23 protein-coding genes are annotated in these 22,705 nt (G+C 36.3%); 13 read left to right on the forward strand and 10 right to left on the reverse strand.

Features of this window, described 5'->3' with window-relative positions:
- Positions 1-57: 57 nt before the first annotated feature.
- A complete protein-coding gene (gene plsB / locus C0975_RS00630; protein ID WP_101774481.1) occupies positions 58-2,487 on the reverse strand; it encodes a glycerol-3-phosphate 1-O-acyltransferase PlsB in 2,430 nt (809 codons plus the stop codon).
- A gap of 633 nt (positions 2,488-3,120) precedes the next feature.
- Between plsB and lexA the strand changes: the two genes are divergently transcribed.
- The 5 genes from lexA to rplI all read left to right on the forward strand — a co-directional run bounded on the left by lexA (position 3,121) and on the right by rplI (position 5,392).
- Positions 3,121-3,759, forward strand: a complete 639-nt coding sequence (lexA, locus tag C0975_RS00635) for a transcriptional repressor LexA (RefSeq protein ID WP_101774482.1) — start codon at positions 3,121-3,123, stop codon at positions 3,757-3,759.
- Between the two features lie 233 nt (positions 3,760-3,992).
- Positions 3,993-4,370 carry a 30S ribosomal protein S6 gene (rpsF, locus tag C0975_RS00640; RefSeq protein WP_046339564.1) on the forward strand — a complete coding sequence of 126 codons (378 nt, stop codon included), beginning with the start codon at positions 3,993-3,995 and terminating at the stop codon, positions 4,368-4,370.
- Positions 4,357-4,683 (forward strand): primosomal replication protein N, encoded by a 327-nt coding sequence (priB, locus tag C0975_RS00645; RefSeq protein ID WP_101774483.1) that lies wholly within the window; start codon positions 4,357-4,359, stop codon positions 4,681-4,683. The genes rpsF and priB overlap by 14 nt, the downstream gene beginning before the upstream one ends.
- 12 nt (positions 4,684-4,695) lie before the next feature.
- A complete protein-coding gene (rpsR, locus tag C0975_RS00650) occupies positions 4,696-4,923 on the forward strand; it encodes a 30S ribosomal protein S18 (protein WP_005717555.1) in 228 nt (75 codons plus the stop codon).
- Between the two features lie 19 nt (positions 4,924-4,942).
- The gene (rplI, locus tag C0975_RS00655) at positions 4,943-5,392 is read left to right on the forward strand and encodes a 50S ribosomal protein L9 (protein WP_101774484.1); all 450 of its coding nucleotides are present in this window, start codon (positions 4,943-4,945) and stop codon (positions 5,390-5,392) included.
- Between the two features lie 272 nt (positions 5,393-5,664).
- On the opposite strand, the gene C0975_RS00660 is transcribed toward rplI, so the two are convergent.
- Positions 5,665-6,039: a hypothetical protein gene (locus C0975_RS00660; protein WP_101774485.1), complete on the reverse strand. Its 375-nt coding sequence runs from the start codon at positions 6,037-6,039 to the stop codon at positions 5,665-5,667.
- Between the two features lie 82 nt (positions 6,040-6,121).
- Positions 6,122-7,540, reverse strand: a complete 1,419-nt coding sequence (glnA, locus tag C0975_RS00665; RefSeq protein ID WP_101774486.1) for a type I glutamate--ammonia ligase — start codon at positions 7,538-7,540, stop codon at positions 6,122-6,124.
- 142 nt (positions 7,541-7,682) lie between these two features.
- Between glnA and C0975_RS00670 the strand changes: the two genes are divergently transcribed.
- Entirely contained in the window at positions 7,683-8,594 is a 912-nt protein-coding gene (locus tag C0975_RS00670; protein ID WP_101774487.1) for an alpha-2,3-sialyltransferase, read from the forward strand.
- Positions 8,595-8,716: 122 nt separating this feature from the next.
- A complete protein-coding gene (gene typA, locus C0975_RS00675; protein WP_101774488.1) occupies positions 8,717-10,567 on the forward strand; it encodes a translational GTPase TypA in 1,851 nt (616 codons plus the stop codon).
- 57 nt (positions 10,568-10,624) lie between these two features.
- On the opposite strand, the gene C0975_RS00680 is transcribed toward typA, so the two are convergent.
- Positions 10,625-11,470, reverse strand: coding sequence for a DUF817 domain-containing protein (locus C0975_RS00680; RefSeq protein WP_101774489.1), 846 nt, complete (start codon positions 11,468-11,470; stop codon positions 10,625-10,627).
- Positions 11,471-11,668: 198 nt separating this feature from the next.
- Between C0975_RS00680 and C0975_RS00685 the strand changes: the two genes are divergently transcribed.
- Positions 11,669-12,046 carry a YgiW/YdeI family stress tolerance OB fold protein gene (locus C0975_RS00685; protein ID WP_101774490.1) on the forward strand — a complete coding sequence of 126 codons (378 nt, stop codon included), beginning with the start codon at positions 11,669-11,671 and terminating at the stop codon, positions 12,044-12,046.
- A 46-nt stretch (positions 12,047-12,092) separates the two neighbouring features.
- Here the strand turns inward: C0975_RS00685 and tsaA are convergent, their stop codons facing one another.
- Positions 12,093-12,827, reverse strand: a complete 735-nt coding sequence (gene tsaA / locus C0975_RS00690; protein ID WP_101774491.1) for a tRNA (N6-threonylcarbamoyladenosine(37)-N6)-methyltransferase TrmO — start codon at positions 12,825-12,827, stop codon at positions 12,093-12,095.
- A gap of 105 nt (positions 12,828-12,932) precedes the next feature.
- Between tsaA and C0975_RS00695 the strand changes: the two genes are divergently transcribed.
- The 3 genes from C0975_RS00695 (at position 12,933) to C0975_RS00705 (ending at position 16,004) form a co-directional block, all read left to right on the forward strand.
- Entirely contained in the window at positions 12,933-13,838 is a 906-nt protein-coding gene (locus tag C0975_RS00695; RefSeq protein WP_101774492.1) for a 1,4-dihydroxy-2-naphthoate polyprenyltransferase, read from the forward strand.
- A gap of 50 nt (positions 13,839-13,888) precedes the next feature.
- Complete coding sequence (rraA, locus tag C0975_RS00700) at positions 13,889-14,389, forward strand: ribonuclease E activity regulator RraA (protein WP_101774493.1); 501 nt, start codon at positions 13,889-13,891, stop codon at positions 14,387-14,389.
- A 217-nt stretch (positions 14,390-14,606) separates the two neighbouring features.
- Complete coding sequence (locus tag C0975_RS00705; RefSeq protein WP_101774494.1) at positions 14,607-16,004, forward strand: DASS family sodium-coupled anion symporter; 1,398 nt, start codon at positions 14,607-14,609, stop codon at positions 16,002-16,004.
- Between the two features lie 93 nt (positions 16,005-16,097).
- On the opposite strand, the gene mnmE is transcribed toward C0975_RS00705, so the two are convergent.
- The 5 genes from mnmE to rpmH all read right to left on the reverse strand — a co-directional run bounded on the left by mnmE (position 16,098) and on the right by rpmH (position 19,899).
- A complete protein-coding gene (mnmE, locus tag C0975_RS00710) occupies positions 16,098-17,456 on the reverse strand; it encodes a tRNA uridine-5-carboxymethylaminomethyl(34) synthesis GTPase MnmE (RefSeq protein WP_101774495.1) in 1,359 nt (452 codons plus the stop codon).
- An 83-nt stretch (positions 17,457-17,539) separates the two neighbouring features.
- Positions 17,540-19,165: a membrane protein insertase YidC gene (gene yidC, locus C0975_RS00715; RefSeq protein WP_101774496.1), complete on the reverse strand. Its 1,626-nt coding sequence runs from the start codon at positions 19,163-19,165 to the stop codon at positions 17,540-17,542.
- Positions 19,165-19,425 (reverse strand): membrane protein insertion efficiency factor YidD, encoded by a 261-nt coding sequence (gene yidD / locus C0975_RS00720; protein WP_101774497.1) that lies wholly within the window; start codon positions 19,423-19,425, stop codon positions 19,165-19,167. Before yidD ends, yidC begins: the two co-directional genes overlap by 1 nt.
- Positions 19,389-19,748, reverse strand: a complete 360-nt coding sequence (rnpA, locus tag C0975_RS00725; protein ID WP_101774498.1) for a ribonuclease P protein component — start codon at positions 19,746-19,748, stop codon at positions 19,389-19,391. Before rnpA ends, yidD begins: the two co-directional genes overlap by 37 nt.
- Before the next feature lie 16 nt (positions 19,749-19,764).
- Positions 19,765-19,899: a 50S ribosomal protein L34 gene (rpmH, locus tag C0975_RS00730; protein ID WP_005539760.1), complete on the reverse strand. Its 135-nt coding sequence runs from the start codon at positions 19,897-19,899 to the stop codon at positions 19,765-19,767.
- A gap of 328 nt (positions 19,900-20,227) precedes the next feature.
- Between rpmH and dnaA the strand changes: the two genes are divergently transcribed.
- Both dnaA and dnaN read left to right on the forward strand, forming a co-directional pair.
- A complete protein-coding gene (gene dnaA / locus C0975_RS00735; RefSeq protein ID WP_101774499.1) occupies positions 20,228-21,580 on the forward strand; it encodes a chromosomal replication initiator protein DnaA in 1,353 nt (450 codons plus the stop codon).
- 12 nt (positions 21,581-21,592) lie between these two features.
- Positions 21,593-22,693: a DNA polymerase III subunit beta gene (gene dnaN, locus C0975_RS00740; RefSeq protein ID WP_101774500.1), complete on the forward strand. Its 1,101-nt coding sequence runs from the start codon at positions 21,593-21,595 to the stop codon at positions 22,691-22,693.
- Positions 22,694-22,705: the final 12 nt, after the last annotated feature.

A 22,705-nucleotide genomic window follows, 5' to 3' on the forward strand; every position in this document is an offset into this window, starting at 1 on the left:
AAAGTGCGGTCAAAATTTTGGAAATTTTAACCGCACTTTTTGTTTTAGTGAGTTTAATTACTCTTCTTCAATTTTGGCAATTGCACCTTTGATTGTCAGCGTCACTTCTGTTGAAATCACTTGATTTAGAATTTCGATAATTTCACTGAGTTTTTCAGTATTTGCAATACCTTCATCATTGAAATAACCTTCTTGTTTGAGGCTAGCAATAAATGCGGAGAATACTGCTTTATCAAAAAATTCTGGCGCATTAATACCGTGCAATACAGAGAGACGTTGTGCTACTGATTGGCTATCTTTTTCTAAACTTGCACGTGGCGTAGTTGGATCTTTTTCTAAAATACTGACCGTGATGTAATAACGTTGTAAGATTTCACGTACACCAGAAGACCAAAGTTGTAACATTCTGACTCGTGATTTATTAATAGACAGCATATTAGCATTACATTTAATCACCTCTTGGCGTTCAAATTCAGCGATTATCTGGTCAACACGCTCTTGCAGTGCTTCTTGTGAGAAAGACAAGAATAATTCGCTTCTCAAGAATGGATAAATTTTACTAACAGCATCGTGGACTAATGGTTTTTGGATTGCTTCATAATGCAACACGATACTGGCTACTAATGATGGCAACACAAACAAATGTTGAATGTTATTACGGTAATATGTCATTAACACTGCCGCGTTACGTTCTAAACGGATAATTTCACCAAAATTATCTTTTTCCACAATCAGCCCTACTCGCTCTAGTTTGAGGATGTGTTCTAGCATCGTTTCAGGCGAATCACTTGGTACGACAATATCTTGTGAATAAGGCACATTTTGTAGAAATTGCTGGTAACTTTCTAACTGTTCTAAGAGCTGTTCACGTGATAGTGCACGTTGGCGCGAAGATAATAATGCAGTTCCAGTTAAGTTCATTGCATTAACTGCTGCAGCATTATTAATATTGACCATGACTTGATGCGATACGCTGTCTACTGCGTGGTTAAACCACTGTGGACGTTCTTCATTATTAATATTTTCTTTCCATTCAGGATAATGGCTGTTTAGGAAATTACTTAACGTGATTGGCTCACCAAAGTTCACGTAAGCTTTACCTAAGTTACGTAATTTTTTTATAACACGTAACACTAATCCTGCATTTTCTTTTTCTTTTGCTGCACCACGTAATTCTTTTGCATACGTATCAACCTCTAATACGTGTTCATAACCTACATAAACTGGCACTACAGAAATTGGGCGAGTTTGGCGTTGCAGAAGAGCTTGTAATGTCATTGACATCATACCTGTTTTAGGCGCAAGTAAACGACCAGTACGTGAGCGGCCACCTTCGATAAAATATTCGACAGGATAGCCACGATGGAAAAGCTCTGCCAAATATTCACGGAAAATTGTGGAATATAGTCGATTACCTTTGAAAGTACGGCGAATGAAGAATGCGCCTCCACGGCGGAACATGCCCCCCACAGGCCAGAAGTTGAGATTAATACCTGCGGCAATATGTGGTGGTACTAAACCTTGATGGTAAAGTAAGTAAGAAAGTAATAAATAATCAATATGGCTACGATGACAAGGCACATAGACAATCTCATGTCCATCGAGTGCTAGTTTGCGGACGCGATCGGCATTTTGTACATCAATACCTTGATACAACTTATTCCATAACCAGCGTAAAAAGCGATCGGCTACGCGTAAACCTTCATAATTTACGTTGGCTGCAATTTCATTCAGAATTTTTTTCGCTTCTTCTGTTGCTTTTTCTTCGCTAATGTTTTTTGATTTTGCTTCATCTTTTATAGCATCTAAAATAGTGGGCAATTCAAGTAGTTTATTGAACATTGCTTGACGGTTAGGTAAGCGTGGTCCCGTTGCTGAAATACGTTGTTTAGAAAAATGCATTTTGGCAACACGAGCTAATTTATGTGCAATCGCTTCATCAGAACCATGTTCATTAACCATATAGCGTAAAGAGACAGCTTGAGAGAAACGAACAAAGGTATCACGACCAAACCAAATGGCAGCAATGACTTTTTGAATACCACTTAATAAACGTAATTGTGGTAAACCTGATTTGCTTTCATGACCCGGTGAACGTCCCCATAACACCGAGCCAGGAATGAGCTGTACATCAAGCGTAGGCAAAGTGCGGTGTAATTCTAAGTATTTGTTAAATACATTGATCGTTTCTTGTTTTGCCCCTTTTGATTTAAAAAAGCGACGTCCCTCATCTAAAAAGACAAAACGAGGTAAGGTTTGATTTTCGATTTCATTTTTTTCAAAAGGATCGGGCAAGCCAACACTGAGGCAGTTTTTGCGGAAAATAACTAAATCAGTCTGCGATGTGTAGGGCAAAACATAAACGACTGGCTGAGTTGTATCAAGTTTCAATTCTTCAATAGGATTGTGTGGAATTGGATTGTTTTTTACTAAAAAGGATAAAGGCAATTCCAATACTTTGCGGTACATATTTAGAAAACTAAACATAGTGAATTTCCGTTTTTTATAGGTTTATTAGAAAAATTTACGTTAGTTTACCATAAAAATTAAAAAGCGTGAGTCGTTGAATAAAAGAACTGCATATACTTTTTTGTATAAAAAATAGTTAGCCTTAAGAAGTCAAATCTAAGTCGGGACAGAAGCATTAAGTGGCAAAAATCAAGTCGATGGCATAATAGTCGTGAGATTGAGAGTATCCTATTGTCATAATAGTGAATTTGTGATGGATAGCGCTACGGTTGGCAACATAATATGGATAAAATAAACAGCTTATTGCTGATTCAATAACAGTCCATCGCCATTTGGTCTAATGATTCCACTTTTTTGCTTGGATAAAATGGGGAGAGATATTTAATCAATCAGAAACTATATGTATTGTTTATATGGTTAATATATTACAAAAGTAATAGAAATTGATAATCGAAAAATTAAATTTCAAGCATTTGATAATGGTTTTTTAACGCTATATGATTATCTTACTTATGATATAGCTGAGTGACTAATTCATGTCTAAGTATTATTCACTGAATAATTGTCTTAATAATAAAGAAGAAAAGATTGCAATATTAGTATATCTGTATATAATGACAGTTATTCTGTATATAAAAACAGGGGTGATTTATGAAGCCATTTAAAGCACTGACAGCACGTCAGCAAGAAGTATATGATTTTCTAAAACATCATTTAGAAACTACTGGTATGCCACCGACTCGTGCGGAAATTTCGAAAGAACTTGGTTTTCGTTCACCTAATGCAGCTGAAGAGCATTTAAAAGCCCTTGCAAGGAAGGGAGTAATTGAAATTCTTTCTGGTACGTCACGTGGTATTCGGTTGTTGTTTGAAGATGAAGCCGTCAGTAATGAGAATGATGGATTGCCATTAGTCGGACGAGTAGCGGCTGGGGAGCCTATTTTGGCAGAACAACATATTGAAGGAACTTACAAAGTTGATGCAAATATGTTTAAACCACAAGCTGATTTTTTATTGAAAGTTTATGGACAATCAATGAAAGATATCGGCATCTTAGATGGTGATTTACTCGCAGTTCATAGTACAAAAGATGTACGTAATGGTCAGGTAGTTGTCGCACGTATTGAAGATGAAGTGACAGTAAAACGTTTGGAACGTAAAGGTTCGGTTATTTATCTTCATGCTGAAAATGAGGAATTTGAACCCATTGTTGTTGATTTGAATCAACAACCCAATTTTGAAATTGAGGGCATTGCGGTTGGCATTATTCGCAACAATGCGTGGATGTAAATTTAGGCTATTTATTAAGAGAACCGCGATCAAAAGTGCGGTTCTTTTTTATGTGATTTAGCGAGTGTAAAAAGAGTAAGATTTTTAAAAAACAGACCGCACTTTATCTTGCAAAACCCCTAATTATCTGTATAATTCACCACCTTACAGCTACATTGAATTTTCGTTCCTTGCTTCTGCAGATTGGTAGCTGGTCTAACAGTCAGAGGCTGATTAACCCGTAAGGAGCAGTAATGCGACACTACGAAATCGTGTTTATGGTTCATCCGGACCAAAGCGAACAAGTACCAGGCATGATTGAACGTTACACAGGTTCTGTAAAAGAAGCTGGCGGTCAAATTCATCGCTTAGAAGATTGGGGCCGTCGCCAATTAGCGTACCCAATCAATAAATTACACAAAGCACATTATGTGTTAATGAATGTAGAAGCGCCTCAAGAAGTCATCGACGAGCTAGAAACAACTTTCCGTTACAACGACGCAGTTCTTCGTAACGTAATCATTCGTACTAAGCACGCCGTAACAGAAGCGTCCCCAATGGTTAAAGCAAAAGACGATCGTAAAGCTTTAGCTGAAGTTGAAAACAACGATTTTGAGGATGCTGAAGAGTAATTTAAAAATTGATAATCGTTTTTCCTTGATGGGTCAAGTTGCCAGTCAATTAAAACGAACAAAAAGCCCTAATGGAATTGTGCATTGCCAATTTTTGTTAGAACACCGTTCTATACAGCAAGAGGCAGGATTAAGCCGGCAGGCTTGGTGTAAAATGCCAATTCAAGTGAGTGGTAATCAATTAATAGAAAAAACTCAAAGCATTACGGTCGGCAGTCAGCTTTTGGTGGTGGGTTTCGTTAGCTCACATAAAACCGCAAATGGTTTAAGCCAATTAGTATTACATGCCGAGCAAATCGAATTTATAGATTAGGAGACTAGCCAAATGGCACGTTATTTCCGTCGTCGTAAGTTCTGCCGTTTTACAGCGGAAAATGTAGTTGAAATCGATTATAAAGATGTTGCTACATTAAAGAACTATATCACAGAGAGCGGCAAAATTGTTCCAAGCCGTATTACCGGTACTCGTGCGAAGTATCAACGTCAATTAGCTCGTGCTATTAAACGTGCACGTTATTTAGCGTTACTTCCGTACACTGACAATCATCAGTAATTAAAGAGAGGATACGGTAATGCAAGTAATTCTTTTAGATAAAGTAGCTCACCTTGGTAACATAGGTGATCAAGTAAACGTTAAATCAGGTTTTGCACGTAACTTCTTAATCCCACAGGGTAAAGCAGTGATGGCAACTAAAGCTAACATTGAATATTTCGAAGCGCGTCGCGCAGAATTAGAAGCGAAAGCAGCTGAAGTTTTAGCTGTAGCACAAGCTCGTGCAGCAAAATTAGCAGAACTAGGTTCTGTAACTATCGCATCTAAAGCTGGTGATGAAGGTCGTTTATTCGGTTCTATCACTACTCGTGATGTTGCTGAAGCAGTAACAGCAGCGGGTGTTGAAGTGGCTAAAAGTGAAGTTCGTTTATCAACTGGTCCACTCCGTACTTTAGGTGAACACGACGTTAAGTTCCAACTTCATGGCGAAGTATTTGCAACAGTTAACGTTATCGTTGTTGCTGAATAATTTTCTGAAGTAAAAATTAAAAACCCAGCGTTTGCTGGGTTTTTTTATTTTACGTTTAATAAAAAATTATTTAATTTTTAGCATGAAGAAAATAAAATACCAACTCTGTGTGGCTATGATCTAATACCATTATTTTATGTAGTGGAGAAATTTTTAGTAAAAAAGTGATTAAATTATTCATTATGTCTATTTATAAAAATATATTTTATTCTACCTGACTCAGTAAATAAAGAATCTCAATAACGCAAGGTTAAAAATACACTTTATTACAATTAATATTTTTGACAGCGAGTAGTTAATAGCTTACCTGTTGTAGAATAATCACGAGCAGGATAAGTAAATATGTTTGTACCACTTTGCTCATGCCATTTTAATGTTCTTTTATCATTAACATAGAGTGTACCTGATTCAGTAGAAATCTTATTAATATAAGTGACATAATTATCCTTACCATCGCTAAATGCGATGCTTACTCGACCATTGTTTCTATATTTTATAGAGCCTTTATAGCCATTTTCACAACGAAATTTGCTAAATTGACCTGGTTCATCTTCTATTAAAGTACCAATTTCAACGTCAGTCAGGCTAAGGCAACCTGCTACTGAACAAGCTAATATGATAGAAATAGATTTTTTAAAGATATACATAATAGTAACTTCCTAATTTAGCGTAAATTTAGCTCTCTTATAGAGAGCTTCAGTGATAATGAAATTGAATAGTCTTTTTTATCTATGCGTAATACATTTCAAATTCCACAGGATGGGGCGTCATATTTAAACGTTCTACTTCTTTACGTTTAATAGCGATGAAAGCGTCAATGAACTCTTTAGTGAATACATTTCCTTTCGTTAAAAATTCATAATCTTTTGCTAATGCGCTGAGAGCATCTTCTAATGATGTGGCAACCGCAGGGATGTTTTGTAATTCCTCAGGCGGTAAATCATACAGATTTTTGTCCATGGCGTCGCCTGGATGAAGTTTATTCGTAATCCCATCTAATCCAGCCATTAGAAGCGAGGCAAAAGCAAGGTATGGGTTTGCTAGTGCGTCAGGGAAACGTGCTTCAATACGAATCGCTTTCGGGTTTGTGACTGCTGGGATACGAATTGAAGCCGTACGGTTGCTTGCAGAATAAGCTAATAAGACAGGAGCTTCAAAACCAGGGATTAAACGTTTATAAGAATTAGTGGTTGGATTAGTAAAAGCATTTAATGCTTTAGCATGTTTGATGATACCACCGATAAAATACAGTGCAGTTTCTGATAAACCTGCATATTTATCTCCTTGGAAGACATTTTTACCCGCTTTACTTAATGAAATGTTGCAATGCATTCCAGAACCATTATCACCTGTAATGGGTTTAGGCATGAAACAAGCAGTTTTGCCGTGCTCATAGGCAACATTTTGTACAACATATTTATAAATTTGGGTTTCATCCGCTTTTTTTGTTAAGGTATTAAATTTCGTGGCAATCTCATTTTGACCAGCGGTAGCGACTTCATGATGATGAGCTTCAATGACTAATCCCATTTCTTCTAAAATAAGACACATTTCAGAACGGATATCATGTGAGCTGTCAATAGGGGCAACGGCACAATATCCGCCTTTTTTTAATGGACGGTAGCCGTTGTTACCATCTTCATAGCGTTTATTACTATTCCAACTTGCTTCGATATCATCAACTGAATAAGCATTACTATTCATCGAAACATCAAAACGCACATCGTCAAATAGGAAAAATTCAGGTTCAGGACCTACGAATGCCTCATCTGCAATTCCTGTTGAACGCATATAATTTTCTGCGCGGATAGCAATTGAGCGAGGATCACGATCATAGCTTTGCATTGTTGTTGGTTCATAGATACTACAGCGAAGGGAAAGAGTGGGGATTTGTGCGAAAGGGTCAACGACGGCAGTTTCAGGTATTGGCATTAATAACATATCGGCTTTATTAATTGCTTTCCAACCTTCTACTGAAGAGCCGTCAAACATTTTTCCATCTTCAAATAAATCTTCGTCAACTAGACTTATTGGCAAGGAAACACCGTGTTCTTTGCCTTTAATATCTGTGAAGCGAAGTAGGACAAATTTGATATCGTATTCTTCAATTAACTTGAATACATTGGCGATGGCAGCTGTGTTTGGCATATAGTGAGTCCTTAGATTTAGAGTAGTATTTGGAATTAATGAATATAATAAAACTTATAGTATAAATCTAGTTTTAATTCGAGTTTTTATCACATGTATGTTACTCTTAAAATATATGTAACGTATAGTATGGGAGAATGATATGGACGAGGTTGAAAGGAGCCGAGAATGTAAGAGTGTTGTGGTTGCTGGTAATGGTGCTAGTTTAACTCAAGTTGATTACAGTTTATTACCTGTGAACTATGATGTTTTTCGTTGTAATCAATTTTATTTTGAGGATCATTACTTTTTAGGTAAAAAGATTAAAGCTGCTTTTTTTACTCCAGGAGTACTTTTAGAGCAATACTATACTTTATATCATTTGAGAAAGAATAATGAATATTCTGTTGATAAAATTATATTGTCTTCTTTTAATCATCCGACTGTAGATTTAAGCAAAAGTGAAAATATAAAAAAGTTATTCATAGATGTGATTAACGGGTATGAAGAATATTTATCTAAATTATCGGATTTTGATATTTATCTCCGTTATAAAGAATTATATGAAAGTCAGAGAATTACATCGGGTATTTATATGTGCGCTGTTGCTATAGCAATGGGTTATACTGATATTTATTTAACAGGTATTGATTTTTATGAGAGTAATAGCAAAAGTTATGCTTTTGAACCTAAAAAAACTAACATAATTAGCTTGTTACCTGATTTTAAAAATATTTCTAGTAAATTTCATTATCATAATAAAGATGCCGATCTTGAAGCACTATATTTTTTACAGAAAAATTATAGTGTTAATTTTTATTCTATTTCACCTGGTAGCTTATTATATGAACATTTCCCAACTTCTACTAAGAATATATCTAGTCAAACTAATTTAATTCCAGTTAAAAAAGAAAATTATATAAATGATATATTATTGCCTCCTGACTTTGTATATGAAAAATTAGGATTTGTGAACTCTAAAAAAGAACGATTAAATGCAAATCTTATATTTCGGATAATCAAAGACTTCATAAAGTTGCCAAGTGCAATTAAGCATTATTTAAGAGAAAAATAGTAGTTTTTTAATGACTAGAGAAGGGGCATATTGTATAATCTTGCCCCTTTCGCACATTTTTTAGCTAGAAGTGCGGTCAGAAAAAGAACTTTTCATATTTTCAATACATAAGATTTTTCTCAATGACAGATAAAATAGATATCAATAAATTGCGTAATATCGCAATTATCGCTCACGTTGACCATGGTAAAACCACCCTTGTTGACAAACTCTTACAACAATCAGGCACATTAGATGCATCACGTAATGATGGTGATGAGCGTGTCATGGATTCTAATGACATCGAAAAAGAACGTGGCATCACGATTTTAGCCAAAAATACAGCAATTAACTGGAATGATTATCGTATTAATATCGTTGATACACCGGGACATGCGGATTTTGGTGGTGAAGTAGAACGTGTGATGTCAATGGTAGACTGTGTGCTATTAATTGTAGATGCTTTTGATGGTCCAATGCCACAGACGCGTTTTGTGACGCAAAAAGCTTTTGCTCATGGTTTAAAACCAATTGTGGTTATTAATAAAGTTGACCGTCCCGGTGCGCGTCCTGATTGGGTAGTTGATCAAGTTTTTGATCTGTTTGTTAACTTAGGTGCAACGGATGAGCAGCTAGATTTTCCAATTATTTATGCTTCTGCGTTAAATGGTGTCGCTGGTTTAGAGCATGACCAGTTGGCATCTGATATGACACCATTATTTGAAGCAATCATAAAATATGTAGAACCGCCAAAAGTAGAACTTGAACAACCTTTCCAAATGCAAATTTCACAGCTTGATTATAATAATTATGTTGGTGTCATTGGTATTGGGCGTATTAAACGTGGTTCAGTGAAACCGAACCAAACAGTGACAATTATTGATACTGAAGGTAAAGCACGTGCAGGAAAAATTGGTCAAGTATTAGGTCATTTAGGCTTACAGCGTTATGAAACTGAGCGTGCTTATGCTGGTGATATTATTGCATTAACGGGATTAGGCGAATTAAACATTTCTGATACGATTTGTGATATCAATAATGTAGAAGCATTGCCTGCATTAAGTGTGGATGAACCAACGGTCACTATGTTCTTCTGTGTAAATACTTCACCGTTCTGTGGTAAAGAAGGTAAATATGTGACTTCTCGCCAAATTCTTGAGCGCTTAAATAAAGAGTTAGTACATAATGTAGCATTACGTGTTGAAGAAACGCCAGATCCAGATGCGTTCCGTGTATCTGGTCGCGGTGAATTACACCTTTCAGTATTAATTGAGAATATGCGCCGTGAAGGCTATGAGCTTGCTGTATCGCGTCCACGTGTGATCTATAAAGAAGTAGATGGTCGTAAACAAGAGCCATTTGAACAAGTAACGATTGATATTGAAGAACAACATCAAGGTGCAGTCATGGAAGCTTTAGGTATTCGTAAAGGTGAAGTCCGTGATATGGTGCCAGATGGTAAAGGTCGTACTCGTTTAGAATATGTTATTCCAAGTCGTGGTTTAATTGGGTTCCGTGGTGAATTTATGACCATGACTTCAGGTACAGGTTTGTTATATTCAAGCTTTAGTCACTATGATGATGTCAAAGCAGGCGAAATTGGTCAGCGTAAAAATGGTGTTCTTATTTCGAATGCAACAGGTAAAGCACTTGCCTATGCGCTATTTGGTTTACAAGAGCGTGGTAAATTGATGATTGATCACGGTACTGAAGTGTACGAGGGACAAATCATTGGTATTCATAGTCGTTCAAATGACTTAACCGTAAACTGTTTACAAGGTAAAAAACTAACCAATATGCGTGCTTCTGGTAAAGATGAAGCTTTAGTATTAGTGCCACCAGTCCGTTTCAGTTTAGAACAAGCAATTGAGTTTATTGATGATGATGAATTAGTTGAAGTTACACCAAGTTCGATTCGTATTCGTAAAAAATTATTAACAGAAGTGGATCGTAAACGTGCAAGTCGTACTACAACGAGCACCAGTACTTACTAATTTAAAATTTTGCCAACGTCGACCGTACTATTAAGTGCGGTCTTTTTTTGTAAAATTTTAACCTTTTGCTACTTGAATGGTCTTTTTGATGTGCTTTAAGTTCGCCACAATAGTAAAAGTCATCACAACTAACAATGTCCAAGCATTCCATTTACTAACATGCACTATTGACCACGCACCGATTTGATTTGGATAGCGCCAGATACCTATAAAAGTGGCTAGATTTTCAGCAATCCAAATAAAGAAGCCAATTAACATAAATGCAAGCAGGAGTGGCATTTTGCGAGGTTTATCATAAGGGGTGAAATATACAGTTGTCCTTGCATATAATCCTAAGACAAAAGCGGCTAAATACCAGCGATAATCCCCAATATAATGGTGTGTGAAAAAGTTAAGATAAATGAGAAGTGCAGTTAAGGTAGATAAAAAGTAAGGGGGATGGCTTTCTATCTTGAGATCAAATAAGCGCCAAGCTTGAATGATATAGCTACCAACAGCAGCATACATAAAGCCTGTAAATAAGGGTACACCAAATACTTTGCTGTAAGCAAAATCAGGATAGGACCAAGATTGAATGCTACTTGAGGTTTTAAAAAGTTCTAGTATAAAACCGATAAAGTGAAACAAAGTAATGGATTTGATTTCATCTACTGTTTCAAATTTTGTATAAAACATAATGAGTTGCACGAGAATAGCGAAAATCAGCAATACATCATAACGTGGCAAACCAAGTAGCCCTGATTTTGGTGTGATGAACATGGCGATAAAAAATAATCCTGCAAATAGGCAAGCGCGTATTTCTTTTAAGCCAAAAAATAAAAATTCAATATTAAAACGTTTGATGCCTATAAGATGGGGTGCGGGGAGTTGTTGAGTTAACCAGCGATCAATTTTATTTAACATTCTTATCTCAATTTGAAGTAGAGTTTATCGATATTATAAAAGAGAAAATTCATAAGTAGCGATTTTTTGAATAAAAAACACTCAATTGAGTAATTGTTAAGCTTTTCTTAATATTTCTATTGTTTAATACAACCATCAAAAGGCAATAAGCCATTTGAATACTCACTCAACTTACTTTTATTTATATAGGAATGTATTATGAAAAAATTAATCGCATTAGTTTCCGTATTAGCTGTATCAAGCGCTGCTGTTGCACAAGGTGGGTTTGCACCTAAGCATGATGGTAAACAAGGGAGAGGTGGCTTTTATGATGGTTCGACTGTCGTAAAAACAGCAAAAGAGGCTTTAAATTCAGCAGATAAAACACCTGTTACGATTGAAGGCCACATTATCAAACAAATTGATGATGATGAATTTGTGTTTCGCGATATCGCAGGTACTGAAGTCCAAATTGATGTAAGCAAGCGTGCTTGGCGAGGTCAAACGATCCAACCAACAGATAAAATTACTATTCAAGGATATGTTGATAAAGAGTGGAATAGAACTGAAATCGATGTGAAAAATATTTCTAAATAATTTGCTCGGTGCAGTCAGCTTTTGCTAAGTATGACTGCACTTTGATTTACAACGATACTGTAACTTCTTCAATATTTAAGACTATCACTTCATTTAAGCTATTTTCTTGCATTTTCCAACGAACATTAAATTCATGTAATCGAATACCATAGATGCGATCTGACAACTTATTTTGTTGGTAAGCAGGACGCGGATCTTGTGCAATAACTTCGGTAATAAAACGTTGAAAGTGCGGTCGATTTTTTTCAATTTTTTGTAGTGTACTTTGTGCTTGTTCACTGAAAGTGACGTGTAATTGGTGTATAGGTTTATCTTGGGCAAAACCAGATTTGGCGTTGGGCTGATTATCTGCATAAGCAAGATAGGGTTTGATATCAAAAATAGGTGTGCCATCAACTAAATCAATTGCACCTAAATGCAGTAGTACTTTACCGTGTTGACATTCGATATGGCGTAATTCAACTTTTGATAAGCCGAGTGGATTAGGACGATAGGTGGAACGTGAGGCAAAAACACCAATACGTTGATTACCTCCTAATCTAGGCGGACGAACGGTTGGACTCCACTTACCTGTTGGCACTTTATTAAATTGAAAAATTAGCCATAGATGGCTAAATTGTGCTAATCCTCTCACACATTCAGGTTGATTATAAGGGGGGAGTAATTCGATAATTCCAGTACCATCTTGTACTAAATCAGGTTGGCGTGGCACAGAAAATTTTTCTTTATAGGGGCTATGTACGATTGCAATAGGGGTCAAAGTAAGAGATAAGCCAGACATATTTTCCTTAATATTATGATTTCGTGTAGAATAAGGGCAAATTATGACTATTTTACGCAAAAGTGCGCTGTAGATCGTGCTTTTTTCTTTTTATAAGTGATTTTTATGACAAAAAATGCCGTTAGGATGTGGATTGAAACAGCAAGACCGAAAACATTGCCGCTTGCCATTGCCTCAATTATTACTGGTGCAGCATTAGCAGTGTGGTCTGGTAAATTCAATTGGACAATAACGTTACTTTGTTTACTTACCACAATTTTATTACAAATCTTATCAAATTTTGCTAATGACTATGGTGATCATCAAAAAGGCTCGGATACTGCGGAGCGTATTGGTCCTTTACGAGGAATTCAGCAGGGAATAATCAATGCTGAACAGCTAAAAATAGGCTTAATTGTTGTTGCGATTGCAAGTTTATGTTGTGGCGCTTTGCTTATTGTTGTGGCATATCAAAATATGGCAGATTTGTTAGCGTTTAGTTTATTGGGTGTATTAGCTGTTGTTGCAGCAATTACTTATACTGTGGGAACAAAACCCTATGGCTATATGGGGTTAGGCGATCTATCTGTATTACTCTTTTTTGGGATTTTAGGGGTGGGTGGCACTTATTATTTACAAGCTCAACAACTTAATTTTGCTATTTTATTACCTGCTATTGCTACAGGGTTACTGGCCAGTGCAGTGCTAAATATTAATAATTTGCGTGATATTGAGCAAGATCGTAAAGTTGGAAAAAATACGCTGGCAGTTCGTCTCGGTACAGAAAATGGACGGCGTTATCATTGCTTATTATTGATAGTTGCGATGTCATGTTATTGTATTTTCAATATCGTTTATGTGCAAAAGATGACTGCTTTTTTATTTGTTTTAGCTTTGCCTTGGTTAATAAAACATGGAGTTTTTGTTTATCGGCATAAAGATCCTCTTGCGTTACGTCCAATGTTGGCACAAATGTCGTTAATTGCATTACTTATCAACGGACTGTTTAGTTTAGGCTTGCTTCTCAGTTAGCAATAGGCATATACTAACAAAATTAATTTTCTGCAAAATAAGGTAATGTTATGTACATTGATACTTCTGAGCTTTGTGATATTTATCTTGATCAAGTAGATGTAGTAGAGCCTATTTTTTCAAGTTTTGGCGGTGTAAGTTGTTTTTATGGTAAAGTGACAACGGTAAAATGCTTTGAAAATAATGGACTGATTACAGAAATTTTAGAAGAAAACGGTGAAGGACGCGTATTACTGATTGATGGTGGTGGCGCTGTACGCCGAGCGTTGATTGATGCGGAGCTAGCTCAATTAGCAGCAGATAATGGTTGGGAAGGTATTATTGTTTATGGTGCAGTACGCCAAATTCAACAATTAGAAAATATTGATATTGGCATTCATGCCTTAGCACCAATTCCTGTTGGCGCGGATAGAGATAATAGTGGTGAAACTGATGTGCCTGTTAATTTTGGTGGTGTGACGTTTTTTCCCGAAGATTATGTCTATGCTGATTTAACTGGCATTATCCTTTCTCAAGAACCTTTAGAACTTGATGAATTTAGCGAAGAATAGCGTATTTTAATTTTAAGTAAAAATAAAGAGTGCGGTTAAAAAATTGTTAAAATTTTGACCGCACTTTTTTATTATTCGCTCATTTTTATGCGTTTGTTCACAAATCCATAAGAAATTTGTTGCTTTTTGTTAACATAATGCTAACTTTCTGATGAATTCTGCTTATAAGCTGAGCAGTCTTGTCTCTTTTGGTTGTTTATTTTAGAAGGATAATATTATGAATGTCGCAGAGACCCCAGTAAAAAATGGCTTGAATCGTAATGCCATTATTTTTCTATTAGATATTGTCATATTTTTTGTTTTACTCAATGCGCTACCTTTTGATGCAAAAGCTAATAAAGGTTTAGCATTACTTGTTTTTATTGCTGTACTCTGGTTGACAGAGGCATTACATGTCACAGTAACAGCACTACTTGTTCCTTTACTTGCTATTAGCCTAGGCTTAGTCACAACTAAAGCTGCTCTTGCTGAATTTGCGAATCCAACAATTTTCCTTTTCTTTGGTGGTTTTGCCTTAGCAACCGCATTACATATTCAACACCTTGATCGTATGATTGCCAATAAAATTATGGCATTAGCAAATGGTCGCTTGTTCCTAGCAAGCATTTACCTTTTCTCTATTACCGCGTTTTTATCAATGTGGATGAGTAATACGGCAACCGCCGCGATGATGTTACCACTCGCAATGGGTGTATTAAGCCAAATGGATAGAGAAGCGAATCATAATACTTATGTTTTTATTTTGTTAGGTATTGCTTATAGTGCCAATATCGGTGGGATGGGTACTTTAGTAGGTAGCCCGCCTAATGCAATTGTCGCTTCTCAATTAAATCTAACCTTTTCTGATTGGTTAGCTTATGGTTTACCAATTATGTTGATTTTAATGCCAATCATGATTGGTACACTTTATATTGTGTTTAAACCTAAATTAAATGTCCATTTTGAAAAAACATTTGATGCAATTGAAATGAATGGTAAACGCATTACAACATTAGTGATTTTCGTTGTTATTGCGTTGTGTTGGGTATTCAGTAGCAAGATTAATCCTGCGGTATCTAGCTTGCTTGGTTTAGAAAAGAATATTGCCAGTTTTGATAGTGTAATTGCATTATTAGCGGCTGTGGCAATTTGTACGACAGGCGTCGCAACTTGGAAACAAATTCAAGAAAATACGGATTGGGGAGTCTTGATGCTATTTGGTGGTGGTTTGACATTAAGTGCAGTATTAAGAGATTCTGGCGCAAGTAAAGTACTTGCAGATGGTATTGTATTCTTGATTGATGGTGGGCACTTCTATTTAATTGGTTTAGTGGTCGCAGCCTTTATTATTTTCTTAACTGAATTTACTTCCAATACAGCAAGTGCTGCGTTACTGGTACCGATTTTCATCTCAATTGCACAATCATTGAATATGCCAGAACTTGGTTTAGCCTTAATCATTGGATTAGGAGCATCTTGTGCCTTTATGTTACCAGTGGCTACACCGCCAAATGCAATTGTGTTTGGTACAGGTGATATTAAACAAAGCGAAATGATAAGAGCAGGTGTTGTACTGAATATTATTTGTGTCTTTGTGATTGCAACCATTGGCTATTATTTCTGGTTGGCAAGATAAGTCATTGAATAAACAAGATTTGTTACGAGTTAGATGTGTTTAGAACAAAGTGCGGTTGGAATTTTTAAAATTTTGACCGCACTTTGTTGCTGATCATTTACCAATACAGAATGAACTGAATATATTGCCTAATAAATCATCCGAAGTAAATTGACCTGTAATTTCACTTAAATGATTTTGTACCATTCGTAATTCTTCTGCTAATAGCTCGCCTGCGTAGAATTGAGTCAGTTGAATATAGCCTTGTTGTAAATGTTCTGCTGCTTTTTCGAGGGCTTCTAAATGGCGACGACGAGCAAGGAAACCACCTTCCATACTTGTTTGATAGCCCATAGATTGCTTCAAGTGTTCACGCAGTAAATCGATGCCTTGCTGTGTTTTAGCTGAGAGTGTTACCACAGTGTAACCATCTTGTTTTTTTAATGCTTCTGTTTCACCGCTTAAATCTGCTTTATTACGTACAATTGTCACTGGAATCGTTGTTGGGAGCTTAGTTAAAAATTCTGCCCGTACATTCTCTAAATCTTGGTTATTAGGCTCTGTACTGTCCAACATGAGTAAAATCCGATCTGCTTGTTCAATTTCACTCCATGCACGCACAATACCAATACGTTCAACTTCATCAGTTGCTTCACGTAAGCCCGCTGTATCGATAATATGCAATGGCATGCCATCAATATGAATATGCTCATGTAACACATCACGTGTTGTCCCAGCAATATCAGTAACAATAGCAGCTTCACGTCCTGCTAACGCATTTAATAAACTTGATTTACCTGCATTAGGTCGACCAGCAATAACAACTTTCATTCCTTCACGTAGAATTGAGCCTTGCTTGGCTTCAGAACATACTTTATCTAGTTGAGCAATAATTTCATTTAGATGCGCTTCAATTTTGCCATCCGCTAAAAAATCGATTTCTTCATCTGGGAAATCAATTGCAGCTTCTACATATGTTCGTAAATAAATCACACTATCTACTAGTTGATTTATTTTTTTGGAAAATTCACCTTGTAAAGATTTCAAAGCTGAACGTGCAGCTTGTTCAGAACTTGCATCAATTAAGTCTGCAATAGCCTCTGCTTGGGCTAAATCAAGCTTATCATTTAGGAATGCTTGTTCAGAGAATTCACCAGGACGTGCTAAACGTAATCCATCGATTTGTAAAATGCGTTTAAGTAGGAGATCAAGGACTATTTGACCGCCATGGCCTTGTAATTCTAGTACGTCTTCACCAGTAAATGAATGAGGTGATTTGAAATAAAGTGCAATGCCTTGATCTAATATTGTGCCATCAAGATCTTTAAAAGGTAAATAATCTGCTATACGTGGTTTGGGACATTTACCTAATACTGCATTTGCCACTTCGATAGCTTTAGGACCAGATACGCGTAGAATCCCAATGCCACCACGACCAGGTGCAGTTGCTTGTGCAACGATAGTTTCTTTCATAAAAATTCTCTTAAAAATAACCGCACTTTAGTATTAAAACAAAAGGCACCAAATTGATGCCTTTTAGATTCATTTAGCTCAGTTTATTTATGGCGAGAATGTAAACCTTTTTTCTCTAAGCCTCGATAAATGAGCTGTTGCTGAGCAATAGTAATCAAGTTGGATACTAACCAGTATAGCACTAAGCCAGATGGGAAGAATAGGAAGAATCCTGTAAATAATATTGGCATAAAGTTCATTACTTTTTGCTGTGTTGGATCAGCTACTGGCGTTGGTGACATTTTTTGCAATAAGAACATTGATGCTCCCATTAAAATTGGTAAGATATAGTATGGATCTTGTGCAGATAGATCTTGAATCCAACCGAAGAATGGAGCATGACGTAATTCTACTGCTTCTAAGAATGTCCAATATAATGCAATGAAAATTGGCATTTGAAGTAGAATTGGTAAACAACCACCTAATGGGTTTACTTTCTCATCTTTGTACAATTTCATCATCTCTTGACTCATACGTTGACGATCTTCACCAAAACGCTCGCGCATTTCTTGTAATTTTGGCTGAAGCATACGCATTTTAGCCATAGAAGTATATTGTGCTTTGGTTAATGGATATAGTAATGCTTTGACCACTAAAGTAACACCAATGATAGCAAGACCCCAGTTTTGTACAATGCTCTGGATGAATGTAAGTAACCAGAATAATGGTTTAGCAATGAACCATGCCCAACCATAGTCAACACTTAAATCTAAATGATTTGCAACTGTTGCCATTTCATTTTGTAGTTTTGGACCTGTCCAAAGCGTACTTTTAATCGTTTCTGTTGCGCCCGTTGGGATAACTGTCGCTGGACCACGATAACCAATAGACACAAGATTATTGGCTTTATCTGTTAAGCTGTAAAGTTGATTGTCATCATCTTGATTTGGGATCCAAGCGGATACAAAGTAATGTTGTAATACTGCAACCCAACCCGCTTTTGTTGAAATCGCCAGGTTGGCTTTTTGCATATCATCAAAACTATACTTTTTATAATTAGTTTCAGAAGAAGAATATGCACCACCAGTATAGGTTGGCATTGCAACATTACCTGTATCTTCAACTAAAGTATGGCGTAATTGACCATAAGGCTCAACTTCAATATTGTTACCACTTTGGTTATTAATTTCAAAGTTAACAGCAACATCATAAGCACTGCGTTTTAGAATGAAAATCTTACGATAAGTGATGCCTTCTTTTTCAAATACAAATGGAACAACAAGCTCGTTTTGACCTTCTGCAAGTTTAAATACATCGCTCTCAACTTGATAGTTAGCACGCCCAGCTTTAGTATCAATACCATCTTTACCCACTAAACCACTTTGCGCGATATATACATGATTAGGTTTATTTGTTAATAAAGTAAATGGTGTATTTGAGTTTAGCTCTGCATCATATTTTAATAATTCAGAACTAATAACATCACCACCTAATGTATCAACTTGTAAACGGAAAACATCATTTTCTAACGTAATAATACGTCCCTGCATTTGTGTAACAGTAGAAATATCTGATGTTGATGAGGCTGAACTTGCAGGCACATCGGAAGAAACTTTTACTTGTTCAGTTGCAATAGGCTTTGGTGCGTGATAATCAAGCTGCCATTGCTGATAAACAAGAAAAGAAATGAAGAGTAGTGCGATGACTAACAGGCTACGTCTTGAGTCCATTATTTTTTCTCTTTTTTGTTATTGATCTTTGGTGGAACTGGATCGTATCCACCCTCGGTTAAAGGATGACATTTTAATATACGTTTTAGTGTAAGCCAACTCCCTTTTATTGCACCATGTGTTTTTAATGATTCAATACCATAACAAGAGCAAGTCGGGGTAAAACGACAGCGAGGACCAATAAGTGGACTAATGACAACTTGGTAAATACGAATTAATCCAATCAAGATTTTTGAGCCAAACGAATATGTCGTTGCCATAATTTATCCAGTGTTTGATTCAAAGTACGGTTATCTAACCTGCCTATACCTTGTTTTGCTACAATCACAAAATCGTAATGAGGAAGTTTGTGTTGTAATAAACGAAAACTTTCACGGCATAAACGTTTAACACGGTTACGCTCATGCGCTCTTTTTAAATGTTTTTTCGCAACAGTAAGACCTAAACGTGGGTGTGAAAGGTTATTTGGACGGGCAAGAATAGTGATTTCAGGCGTACTAGCACGGAACGGCTGTTCAAAGACGTATTTAAAATGAATGGGAGTTAACAAACGTAACTCCCTCGAAAAATTCAGCTTAATCACACTAATAGTGTGTGGATTATGCCGATAACGATTTGCGACCTTTAGCACGACGACGAGCTAAAACTTGACGGCCGTTTTTTGTCGCCATACGCGCACGGAAACCGTGTGTACGGCTACGTTTTAATACTGATGGTTGAAATGTACGTTTCATAACTATAATTTACCTAAATCAAAAAATTGTTCAGTAATCTTGAAAACAAGGATTAATAAAATTAAGGAACGGAATTGTAATCATAAATTCAACGTTCGTCAAATTAGAATAGGCAAAATGAGTAAATAAATCTCAGTTTTCCTAGTAAAAAGCAAAAGTGCGGTCAAAATTATACGGTTTTTAGTGAAAATCTCAAGCAACCTTTTTCGTTTTTTTTAAGCCTTAAATGCAGATCTTTACCCGAGTTTATTGTAGAATTGACTTTCTTAAAACCGCGCTTTTGGCGGAATTTCTTTCAATAAATTTTTAACTATAACGATAATAGAATATGAAACCAGACCTGTCTTCCCTTTGGCAAGAATGCCTATTACAGCTGCAAGACCAAATTTCACTGACGGATTTTAGTACATGGCTACGTCCGTTACAGGCAGATTTTAGTGCGCCAAATATGATTGTTTTGTATGCTTCAAATGTATTTATTAAGCAGAAAGTGGATGAAAGTTATTTAGCACAATTAACCAAAGTGGCACAAGAGTTAAGTGGGCAGGCTGAATTAGTGGTTCAAGTGAGAGTGGGAGTGAAACCTGAAGTAAAACCTATCCAAGCTGAAAATAAACAACCTAAGGTTAACAAAGACGAAAAGCCACAAATGGTAATTCGTTCTTATTTAAATCCCAAGCATCTATTTGAAAATTTTGTTGAAGGTAAATCTAACCAATTAGCGCGTGCTGTTGCACAAAAAGTCGCGGATAATCCTGGTGAACAAAGCTCTAATCCATTATTTCTATATGGTGGAACGGGTTTAGGTAAAACGCACTTATTACATGCAATTGGTAATGGCATCTTATTACGTAACCCCAATGCACGCGTGCTCTATATTCATGCTAATAATTTTATGCAGCAAATGGTCAATGCCGTGCGCGATAATAAAATGGATGAATTTAAAAAATTCTACCGTTCTTTAGATGCGTTGTTAGTCGATGACATTCAATTTTTCGCAGAGAAAGAGAAAACACAAGAAGAATTTTTCCATATTTTTAATAGTTTATTTGATACTGGGCGTCAAATTATTTTGACTTCTGACCGTTATCCAAAAGAAATTGAAAAGCTCGAAGAACGTTTAAAATCACGTTTTGGTTGGGGTTTAACCACAGCGATCGAACCTCCAGAATTAGAAACTCGTGTTGCTATTCTGCTAAAAAAAGCTGAAGAAAAGAATATTTATTTACCTGAAGAAGTGGCATTTTTCATCGGACAAAAATTACGTACCAATGTACGTGATTTAGAAGGGGCATTAAATCGAGTGAGCGCGAATGCAGAATTTATGGGCGCGCCAATTACGATTGATTTTGTGCGAGAAACGTTAAAGGATATGTTGGCGTTACAAGATAAGCTTGTGACAGTTGAAAATATTCAGAAAGTGGTCGCAGAATATTATCGGATTAAAGTCTCTGACTTGAAAGGAAAAAGCCGTTCCCGTTCCATTGCCCGCCCGAGGCAATTAGCGATGGCACTATCAAAGGAATTAACAAATCGGAGCTTGCCAGAAATTGGTAAGAATTTTGGTGATAAAGATCATACAACAGTATTGCATGCTTGTCGAAAAATTGCTGAATTAAGGGAGCAGGAACATTCTTTGCAAGAAGATTGGTCAAATTTAATTCGCACACTATCTGTGTAAAAAGGGGAAAATATGCAGTTTATTGTTTCAAGAGAAAATCTATTAAAGCCATTGCAACAAGTTTGTGGTGTATTGAGCAGTCGCCCGAATATTCCTGTATTAAATAATGTATTGCTGCAAATTCATGCGGATAGTTTAGTCATTACTGGTACAGATTTAGAAGTTGAGCTGTCAACTCAAACTGAGTTATTAAGTTCACCTCAACAAGGTAGCTTTACGATTCCAGCGAAAAAATTTTTAGATATATGTCGTAGTTTACCTGAAGGTTCAGAAATTTCTGTCAGTTTTGAAGAAGACCGCGCAATTGTAAAATCGGGGCGTAGTAAATTTAATCTTTCAACATTGCCAGCAGAAGAGTATCCAAATTTAACAGATTGGCAATCTGAGGTTGATTTTACCATTGAGCAAAGCACATTACGCCGCTTAATTGATGCTACTCAGTTTTCTATGGCAAACCAAGATGCGCGTTATTTTTTAAATGGTATGAAGTTTGAAACCGAAGGGAATTTATTACGTACGGTGGCTACAGATGGTCATCGCCTAGCAGTTTGTACTATTGCTTTAGAGCAAGATTTACAGAATCATTCTGTTATTGTGCCGCGTAAAGGGGTATTGGAATTAGCACGCTTACTGGAAAATGCTGATTTGCCAGCACGTTTACAGATCGGTACCAATAATTTGCGTATTGAATTAGGGAATATTATTTTTACTTCAAAATTGATTGATGGCCGTTTTCCTGATTATCGTCGTGTTTTACCACGTAATGCAACACGTATTCTTGAAGCAGACTGGGATTTACTAAAACAAGCCTTTGTACGTGCAGCAATTTTATCTAATGAACGTTTTCGTAGCGTACGTTTACAGTTGAGTGAAAACCAACTTAAGATCACGGCAACTAATCCAGAACAAGAAGTTGCAGAAGAAATCATTGATGTATCTTATGGTGGTGAGGAAATGGAAGTGGGCTTTAATGTTAGTTACATTTTGGATGTGCTTAACGCATTGAAATGTAGTCAAGTGCGTATGCGTTTAACAGATGCCTCTTCAAGCTGCTTAATTGAAGATTGTGAAGATGCGAGCGCTGAATATGTCATTATGCCTATGCGTTTATAGTTAAGTTTTATT

The organism is Pasteurella oralis, from assembly GCF_002850605.1.
GTDB lineage: Bacteria > Pseudomonadota > Gammaproteobacteria > Enterobacterales > Pasteurellaceae > Pasteurella > Pasteurella oralis.

Excerpts from the sequence above, each read along its gene's own strand:
- plsB (WP_101774481.1), bottom strand. The coding sequence starts at position 2,487 with ATGTTTAGTTTTCTAAATATGTACCGCAAAGTATTGGAATTGCCTTTA.
- lexA (WP_101774482.1), top strand. The coding sequence starts at position 3,121 with ATGAAGCCATTTAAAGCACTGACAGCACGTCAGCAAGAAGTATATGAT.
- rpsF (WP_046339564.1), top strand. The coding sequence starts at position 3,993 with ATGCGACACTACGAAATCGTGTTTATGGTTCATCCGGACCAAAGCGAA.
- priB (WP_101774483.1), top strand. The coding sequence starts at position 4,357 with ATGCTGAAGAGTAATTTAAAAATTGATAATCGTTTTTCCTTGATGGGT.
- rpsR (WP_005717555.1), top strand. The coding sequence starts at position 4,696 with ATGGCACGTTATTTCCGTCGTCGTAAGTTCTGCCGTTTTACAGCGGAA.
- rplI (WP_101774484.1), top strand. The coding sequence starts at position 4,943 with ATGCAAGTAATTCTTTTAGATAAAGTAGCTCACCTTGGTAACATAGGT.
- C0975_RS00660 (WP_101774485.1), bottom strand. The coding sequence starts at position 6,039 with ATGTATATCTTTAAAAAATCTATTTCTATCATATTAGCTTGTTCAGTA.
- glnA (WP_101774486.1), bottom strand. The coding sequence starts at position 7,540 with ATGCCAAACACAGCTGCCATCGCCAATGTATTCAAGTTAATTGAAGAA.
- C0975_RS00670 (WP_101774487.1), top strand. The coding sequence starts at position 7,683 with ATGGACGAGGTTGAAAGGAGCCGAGAATGTAAGAGTGTTGTGGTTGCT.
- typA (WP_101774488.1), top strand. The coding sequence starts at position 8,717 with ATGACAGATAAAATAGATATCAATAAATTGCGTAATATCGCAATTATC.
- C0975_RS00680 (WP_101774489.1), bottom strand. The coding sequence starts at position 11,470 with ATGTTAAATAAAATTGATCGCTGGTTAACTCAACAACTCCCCGCACCC.
- C0975_RS00685 (WP_101774490.1), top strand. The coding sequence starts at position 11,669 with ATGAAAAAATTAATCGCATTAGTTTCCGTATTAGCTGTATCAAGCGCT.
- tsaA (WP_101774491.1), bottom strand. The coding sequence starts at position 12,827 with ATGTCTGGCTTATCTCTTACTTTGACCCCTATTGCAATCGTACATAGC.
- C0975_RS00695 (WP_101774492.1), top strand. The coding sequence starts at position 12,933 with ATGACAAAAAATGCCGTTAGGATGTGGATTGAAACAGCAAGACCGAAA.
- rraA (WP_101774493.1), top strand. The coding sequence starts at position 13,889 with ATGTACATTGATACTTCTGAGCTTTGTGATATTTATCTTGATCAAGTA.
- C0975_RS00705 (WP_101774494.1), top strand. The coding sequence starts at position 14,607 with ATGAATGTCGCAGAGACCCCAGTAAAAAATGGCTTGAATCGTAATGCC.
- mnmE (WP_101774495.1), bottom strand. The coding sequence starts at position 17,456 with ATGAAAGAAACTATCGTTGCACAAGCAACTGCACCTGGTCGTGGTGGC.
- yidC (WP_101774496.1), bottom strand. The coding sequence starts at position 19,165 with ATGGACTCAAGACGTAGCCTGTTAGTCATCGCACTACTCTTCATTTCT.
- yidD (WP_101774497.1), bottom strand. The coding sequence starts at position 19,425 with ATGGCAACGACATATTCGTTTGGCTCAAAAATCTTGATTGGATTAATT.
- rpmH (WP_005539760.1), bottom strand. The coding sequence starts at position 19,899 with ATGAAACGTACATTTCAACCATCAGTATTAAAACGTAGCCGTACACAC.
- dnaA (WP_101774499.1), top strand. The coding sequence starts at position 20,228 with ATGAAACCAGACCTGTCTTCCCTTTGGCAAGAATGCCTATTACAGCTG.
- dnaN (WP_101774500.1), top strand. The coding sequence starts at position 21,593 with ATGCAGTTTATTGTTTCAAGAGAAAATCTATTAAAGCCATTGCAACAA.